Source organism: Phenylobacterium aquaticum (assembly GCF_947378715.1).
GTDB lineage: Bacteria > Pseudomonadota > Alphaproteobacteria > Caulobacterales > Caulobacteraceae > Phenylobacterium > Phenylobacterium aquaticum_A.
On the sequence record NZ_CANCLE010000011.1, the window covers coordinates 35,441 to 41,721 of the forward strand.

Annotated in this window: 8 protein-coding genes; 3 read left to right on the forward strand and 5 right to left on the reverse strand. The window is 68.1% G+C overall.

All coding sequences use genetic code 11. The features are described from left to right. Positions 1-41 precede the first annotated feature (41 nt). Positions 42-569 carry a hypothetical protein gene (locus Q7P21_RS03115; protein WP_304164518.1) on the forward strand — a complete coding sequence of 176 codons (528 nt, stop codon included), beginning with the start codon at positions 42-44 and terminating at the stop codon, positions 567-569. A 4-nt stretch (positions 570-573) separates the two neighbouring features. Here the strand turns inward: Q7P21_RS03115 and Q7P21_RS03120 are convergent, their stop codons facing one another. After that, positions 574-1,155, reverse strand: coding sequence for an ureidoglycolate lyase (locus Q7P21_RS03120; protein ID WP_304164516.1), 582 nt, complete (start codon positions 1,153-1,155; stop codon positions 574-576). A 181-nt stretch (positions 1,156-1,336) separates the two neighbouring features. Here Q7P21_RS03120 and Q7P21_RS03125 point away from each other — a divergent pair, with 181 nt between their 5' ends. Continuing rightward, complete coding sequence (locus Q7P21_RS03125; protein ID WP_304164514.1) at positions 1,337-1,999, forward strand: glutathione S-transferase family protein; 663 nt, start codon at positions 1,337-1,339, stop codon at positions 1,997-1,999. Here the strand turns inward: Q7P21_RS03125 and Q7P21_RS03130 are convergent. From Q7P21_RS03130 to Q7P21_RS03140, 3 genes are all read right to left on the reverse strand, one after another. Further along, positions 1,996-2,805 (reverse strand): alpha/beta fold hydrolase, encoded by an 810-nt coding sequence (locus Q7P21_RS03130; RefSeq protein ID WP_304164513.1) that lies wholly within the window; start codon positions 2,803-2,805, stop codon positions 1,996-1,998. The two genes, Q7P21_RS03125 and Q7P21_RS03130, sit on opposite strands and share 4 nt — an antisense overlap. Before the next feature lie 110 nt (positions 2,806-2,915). Next, a complete protein-coding gene (locus Q7P21_RS03135; RefSeq protein ID WP_304175687.1) occupies positions 2,916-3,527 on the reverse strand; it encodes a glutathione S-transferase family protein in 612 nt (203 codons plus the stop codon). 62 nt (positions 3,528-3,589) lie between these two features. Next, a complete protein-coding gene (locus Q7P21_RS03140; protein WP_304164511.1) occupies positions 3,590-4,498 on the reverse strand; it encodes a LysR family transcriptional regulator in 909 nt (302 codons plus the stop codon). Between the two features lie 81 nt (positions 4,499-4,579). Here Q7P21_RS03140 and Q7P21_RS03145 point away from each other — a divergent pair, with 81 nt between their 5' ends. After that, a complete protein-coding gene (locus Q7P21_RS03145; protein ID WP_304175689.1) occupies positions 4,580-6,091 on the forward strand; it encodes a CoA-acylating methylmalonate-semialdehyde dehydrogenase in 1,512 nt (503 codons plus the stop codon). Here Q7P21_RS03145 and Q7P21_RS03150 read toward each other — a convergent pair. Further along, positions 6,072-6,281, reverse strand: a 210-nt coding sequence (locus Q7P21_RS03150) for a hypothetical protein (RefSeq protein ID WP_304175691.1), incomplete at its 5' end; no start/stop codon positions are given. The two genes, Q7P21_RS03145 and Q7P21_RS03150, sit on opposite strands and share 20 nt — an antisense overlap.

The window sequence follows — 6,281 nt, forward strand, 5'->3', positions numbered from 1 at the left end:
CCGCCCAGCCCAGGCTGCGTCCATCAAGGGTGGGGGCGGACATGGCGCGATTGAAGGCGATGGTTCTGGGCGTGGCGTCGAGCCTGGCGGCCCTGTCGGCGGCCCAGGCGGCCGCACGGTGCGACGCGCCGACCCCGCCGCTGTTTCCCGCGGGCGTCGAGGTGATCAGGACCATTCGCGTCTATACCGGCGCCGACGGCGAGAGCCACTTCGAGGACAAGGTCACGCGCGGCGTGACCCATCCCTTCTTCAAGACCGACAAGCTGGTAGCCCAGAACATCTTCGGGCCGTCGCCCAAGGTCAGCCTGGTCTCAGGCCCCGCCGATCAGGCCTGGCCAGCGCGTCCGGGCGGACCCGGCATGTTCCTGGGCCTGGCGGGATCATCCTTCGTCACCCTGCCCAATGGCGAGGAGCGTGAGATCGCGCCGGGCGTTCTGGCGGTCTTCGAGGACCAGGCGTCCAAGACCGGGCATGGCGGCCGCAGCGGCCCCTGCGGCTATGTCACCCTGTCGATCGCCCCCACTCCGCCAGTGGCCCCGGCGACCGACACGCCAGCTCCCGCGCACTGAGCGGTCAGGGCCGGATTTCGAAGGTGTAGCCCAGGCGCTTGGTCATGTTCTTCTTGTCCAGGTCGCCGCCATCGCATTCACCGTCGGCGCCCTGGGCCTCCAGGTTGTCGTTGGTCTCGTTGGTGCAGATGACGACGAAGTTGGCGCCCGCTTCGGCAGGGAAGGGCACCTCGTGCCAGACGCCCACATCCATGACCAAGCCGCCGGAGCCGTCGAAATAGAAGGCCTGGACATTGTCCGGATCCGGAAGGGCTTCCCGGGTCTCGTCGATGACGCCATCGGCGCCCAGCCGGGTCGGCTTGCCCAGCACCATCCAGAACGGCCGCCCGCCCAGCGGGATGAAGGTCTGGGTGTGCTTGGCGTGATACTCCATCCACTTCACCTCCAGGGGCCGCCGGGCGAAGGTGACGAGGTTGAGGGTCAGGTCGTCATTGCCGTGAAACCTCGCCGGCTGATGGACCACCACCTCCTTCCCATAGAAGTCGATGCGGTCGCGGGCAGGCCCCTCGGGCTCGCCGATCAGCCAGCCATAGCCGGCCAGACTCTCAGGCGTGGCGAGGACGGGAGTGAGGATCCGGTTGGGCATGGGATGGTCCTCCTGCGCGCGCCTGCGGCGGCGTGGCTGGGGCCAGCCTAGCCAAGCCGGGCGCAGGGTGATCGCGTCGCGCGCGCGGTGATCGCTATGCGGCCGGTGCGCCCAAGGCGGGCGCCACGGCGCGGCCGGGGGCGTCAGACTGGCGGCCAGGGCCAACCCGGGGCGAGCCTCCATGATCGACCTCTACACCGCCAGCACCCCCAATGGCCGCAAGGTCTCCATCGCCCTGGAGGAACTGGGCCTGGCCTATGAGACCCACCCCTTGGCGCTGCGCCAGCAGGAGCAGAAGCAGCCCTGGTTCCTGGCGATTTCGCCCAATGGCCGCATCCCAGCCATTGTCGACCGGGCGGCCGATGACTTCGCCATCTTCGAGTCCGGCGCGATCCTGATCTATCTGGCCGAGCAGGCGGGGTGTCTCTTGCCGGCCGCGCCCAAGGCCCGGTCTCAGACCCTGCAGTGGCTGATGTGGCAGATGGGCGGCCTGGGGCCCATGCAGGGTCAGGCCAACGTCTTCCTGCGCTATTTTCCCGAGACGATTCCGTCGGTCATCAGTCGCTACCAGGCAGAGACCCGCCGGCTCTACGGGGTGCTGGATCTGCAGCTGGGTCGCGAGGCCTTTGTCGCGGGCGACTACTCGATCGCCGACATCGCCTGCTACCCTTGGGTCGCGCAGCATGAGTGGACCGAGATCACGCTCGCCGACTATCCGAACCTGGAGCGTTGGTTCGCGGAACTCTCCGCCCGGCCTGCGGTTCAGCGCGGCATGCTGGTCCCCGAACCGCCACGGGCTGCGGCCCTGGTCAGGGCGACCGGCCGCAGCATCATCGTGACCTAGGGCGCGGCCATGAAGGCGACGATGGCGTCAGAGGCCGCCTGGGGCTGCTCGATCACCAGGTAGTGGCCGCAGTCGGGCACGATGATCAGCTGGGCGTCGGGCATCATCTTGCGGATCTGCTCAAAGCCCGCGCCGCTGGCCGGGGGGTTGAACGGGGTCATGTTGTCGTCGGCGCCGGCGACCAGCAGGGTTTTGGCCTTCACCATGGGGGCGAAGGGCGTCAGGTCGGTGCGCTCGATCGCCTCGGTCCCGGCGATGAAGGCCTCCGGGGTGTTCTTGCAAAAGGCCTCGCGCATGGAGGCGAACTGCGCCTCGGCTTCCGGCCGCTCATAGAAGCTGCGGGCGAAGCCGGCCACCGAGGTGAGGTCGGCGACCGCGTCCATGCCGATCTCGCGCGCCGCGCGTTTCCAGGTGGCGCGCATCATGCGGGCGGCGTTGTCGTAGCGGGCCAGGAAACAGCTGAGGATCAGCTTGTCGACAGCCTCGGGATGCTTGGCGGCGAGCGCCAGGCCGACCATGGCCCCGAACGAGGTGCCGTGGACGCTGACCTTCTCGTAGCCGGCGGCGCGGATGAAATGGAACACCTGGTCGGCGATCCCGGCGATATCCGGCGCCGGCAGGCCTTTGCTTTCGCCATAGCCGGGCAGGTCGAAGTCGATGACCTCGAAGTGCGGCTCCATGAGCGGGGTCATCTTCTCGAAATTGCGGTGACCAAAGGCGGAGCCATGGATCTGCAGGAGGGGCGCCCCCGAACCGAGCTTGCGGTACCAGATGGTTTCGCCCGTGGGCAGGTCGACGGTCGCCATGCTTCGCATCCTTGAACGTGGGGAGGAGAAGACCCTACGGGCGCGCTGAGAGGCCGAAACGCGCGGATTTCTCATGGGCCGCGCACTATTGCGAAAGCCTCGTCGAGGCCCTAGGCCGTCGCCCAATAGGGTTTGGCGCTGATCCGCGTCAGCCAAGCGGCGATGTTGGGATAGGCCGCCAAGTCGATATCCAGGCGGGGCAGCGCCTCCATCTGCGGCGCCATCAGGAAGTCGATGACTCCCAGATCGCCCAGCAGATAGTCCCGGCCCGCCAGCTGGCCCTCGATGACCGGCAGGTCACGGGCCAGCATGGCCTCGGCGCCCGCGACGATGGTCTCGTTGTGGCTGGGTTGGCCGCGCATCGGCTTGACGATCTTCTCCTGGGCCAGGGCGCCTATCGCCGCGGCTGGCTGGCAGAGCCAGAACGCCGCCCACTGATCGATGACGGCCCGTGCCTTGGCGTTATCGGGCGACATGCCGCGCTCGGGCCGCAGGGACGCCAGGTAGTTGAGGATCGCCAGGGATTCCCAGACCACGAAGTCGCCGTCTTCCAGGGCCGGGACCCGCGCGCCGGGGTTCTTGGCGAGATAGGCCGGGGTCTTCATGTCCCCCTTGCCGTAGTCGAGGCTCACCCGGGTGATCGGGATGTCGAGCTCGGCCGCCAACAGGCGAACGCGGCGGGCGTAGACGGAATGAACGGTGTCATAGAGGGTCAGAGGCATGCTGAAGAGATGGCGTGGACCCCCGCGTCCGTCCAACGCCGTTCTGGCCAAGCCGCATGCGCTCAGCGCATGTCCGGTGGCGGTCCCTGTGGGGCGGGCTGCAGCAAGGTCGCCTGTTGGGTCACGGTTCGGATGAGCCAGTCGCGGACCAGCCGGATTCTGCGGGTCGCCTGGAGTTCGCGGTGCACGGAGATCCAGAAGGTCCGGGTGAGACTGACGACGTCTGGCAGGACCCCGCAGAGGTCTTCGGAATTGCGGGCCATGAAATGCGGCAGCACGCAAAGGCCGGCCCCCGCTCGCGTGAGTTCGAGCTGGGCCCGGATGGACGAGCTGGTGGTCCGCACCTGCAAGGCGGGGTGGACATCGCTTAGATAGCGCAGCTCGCCCGCATAGATCAGGTCATCGATATAGCCGACGAACTGGTGGGCGGGCAGGTCGTCCAGGCCAGCGGGACAGCCGGCGGCGTCCAGGTAGGCGGGCGAGGCGTAGAGGCCCAGGCCATAGTCGGTCAGCCGTTCCACCGAGAGCCTTGAGGAGGTCGGCGGGGCGAGGGTGACGGCGATGTCGACCTCGCGGCTGGAGGCCGACAGGAAGCCCGCATTGGCGACGAGTTCGAGCTGCAGGCCGGGGTGGCGGTTCATCAGGGCCGGCGCAGCAGGCGCCAGGACATGGGCGCCGAAGCCTTCGGAGGCGCTCAGCCGAACCACGCCGCTTTCGCCGCCTTCGACGCGGCCCACCGCCTCGACCGCGGTCTCGACCGATTGGCTGGCCTCGCTCAGGGCGGCGCCGGCGGCCGTCAGCTGCATGCCACGGGTCGAGCGGACCACCAGGGTGGTTCGCAACTCATCCTCCAGCCTCTGCACGCGCCGCGCCACCGTGGTCGGGTCCAGGCCCAGGCGGCGGGCGGCTTCCTTGAAGGAGCCGGTGCGGGCGCAGGCCAGGAACACCCTGAGATCGTCCCAATCGAGCATGACCCTCAGTACTGCATTTTCGCAGCTCTAAAACAGACAATTGTCCATTTCTCTCCTGCGTCGTGGCGGTTAGCAGTGGCCATGCGCGAGATTCACCATTTCATCGACGGCGCGGCGTTGGCCGGTGCTTCGGGTCGCTTCGGCGACGTATTCGATCCCAATACGGGTGAGATCCAGGCGAGGGTTCAGCTGGCGACGGCGGGGGAGCTGGACCTGGCCGTCCAGGCGGCGGTGCGGGCGCAAGGGGCCTGGGGCGCGACCAATCCCCAGCGCCGGGCGCGGGTGATGTTCGAGTTCAAGCGGCTGGTCGAGCTGCACATGGACGCGCTCGCCAACCTGCTGTCGTCCGAGCACGGCAAGGTGGTCGCCGATAGCAAGGGCGACATCCAGCGGGGCCTGGAGGTGATCGAGTTCGCCTGCGGCATACCGCATGCGCTGAAGGGGGAATACACCGAGGGCGCAGGACCCGGCATCGATGTCTATTCGATGCGCCAGCCCCTGGGCGTGGCGGCGGGGATCACTCCGTTCAACTTCCCCGGCATGATCCCGATGTGGATGTTCGGGGTGGCGATCGCGGTCGGCAATACGTTCATCCTCAAGCCCTCGGAGCGTGATCCGAGCGTGCCGGTGCGTCTGGGGGAGCTGTTCATGGAGGCAGGCGCCAATCTGGGCATGGACCTGAAGGGCGTGCTGAACGTCGTGCACGGCGACAAGGTCTCGGTCGACGCGATCCTGGCGCACCCGGACATCAAGGCCGTCAGCTTCGTCGGCTCCTCGGACATCGCCCACTATGTCTATCTGACGGGAACCGCGAACGGGAAACGGGTCCAGGCCATGGGCGGGGCCAAGAACCATGGCGTCGTCCTGCCTGACGCCGACCTCGACCAGGTGGTCAAGGACCTGTCCGGCGCGGCCTTCGGCTCGGCCGGCGAGCGCTGCATGGCCCTGCCGGTGGTGGTGCCGGTGGGCGCCAAGACCGCCGAGGCCCTGCGCGAGCGGATGATCGCCGAGATCGACAGCCTGAAGGTGGGGATCTCCACCGACCCGGCCGCCCACTATGGCCCGGTGGTCACCGCCGCCCACCGCCAGAAGATCAGCGACTACATCCAGCTGGGGGTCGACGAGGGCGCCGAGCTGGTGGTCGATGGCCGGGGCTTCTCGATGCAGGGCTATGAGAAGGGCTTCTTCATCGGCCCCAGCCTGTTCGACCAGGTGAAGCCCACGATGAAGACCTATCAGGAGGAGATCTTCGGCCCCGTGCTGCAGATCGTCCGGGCCGAAAGCTTCGAGGCGGCCCTGGCCCTGCCCAGCGCCCACCAGTACGGCAACGGCGTGGCCATCTTCACCCGCAACGGCCGCGCCGCCCGCGAGTTCGCGGCCCGGGTCAATGTCGGCATGGTCGGCATCAATGTGCCGATCCCGGTGCCGGTGGCCTATCACTCTTTCGGCGGCTGGAAGCGCTCGGCCTTCGGCGACGCCAACCAGCACGGCATGGAGGGCGTCCGCTTCTACACCAAGGTCAAGACCGTCACCGCAAGATGGCCCGAGGGCGACGTCACAGACGCATCCTTCGTCATCCCGACGATGTCGTGACGGCCGCGCGGCCCAGCTGGGCCGCATAGGCGTCGAGCAGGGCCTCCGGCGCGCCGGTTCCGAACACATAGCGGTCGGGCCGCACCAGCACGGCTAGGGCGTCTCGCGCATCCAGCCAGGCGATCAGCGCCGGGGCGAGATGGATGAGCGCCGGATCATCGAGCGCGACCACCCGGACGCCCTGCGGCCC